Annotated in this window: 1 pseudogene; it reads right to left on the bottom strand. The window is 51.2% G+C overall.

The features are described from left to right. Positions 1 to 529 (bottom strand): annotated as a pseudogene (locus R7Z50_RS30775) (transketolase); the annotation flags it as partial. Between the last annotated feature and the right edge of the window lie 2 nt (positions 530 to 531).

Below are 531 nucleotides of genomic sequence, written 5' to 3'. Positions count from 1 at the left end.
TGCCGTTGTCATCCCAAAATGCGATCAGTTTACCTAGGCCTAGAGTACCAGCAAGAGAACATGCCTCATGCGAGATACCTTCCATCAGACAGCCATCACCCATGAACACGTACGTGAAGTGGTCACTGATGTCGTGGCCATCTTTGTTGAATTGTGCTGCTAGCGCTTTTTCTGCTAGAGCCATGCCAACAGCGTTCGTGATACCTTGACCTAGAGGGCCTGTTGTCGTTTCGATGCCTGGTGCGTAGCCGTACTCTGGGTGACCTGGAGTCTTAGAGTGAAGCTGACGGAAGTTTTTCAGATCATCGATAGATAGCTCGTAACCGCTTAAGTGCAGTAGAGAGTAAATCAGCATTGAGCCGTGGCCGTTTGAAAGTACGAAACGGTCGCGGTCTGCCCACTCAGGGTTTGATGGGTTGTGGTTTAGGTGAGAGCGCCAAAGAACTTCAGCGATATCAGCCATACCCATAGGTGCGCCTGGGTGGCCAGAGTTAGCTTGTTGAACACCGTCCATGCTTAGCGCACGGATTG

The sequence above is a fragment of the Vibrio sp. 1249-1 genome, from assembly GCF_033340495.1.
This window is presented reverse-complemented; position numbering and strand designations above follow the sequence as displayed.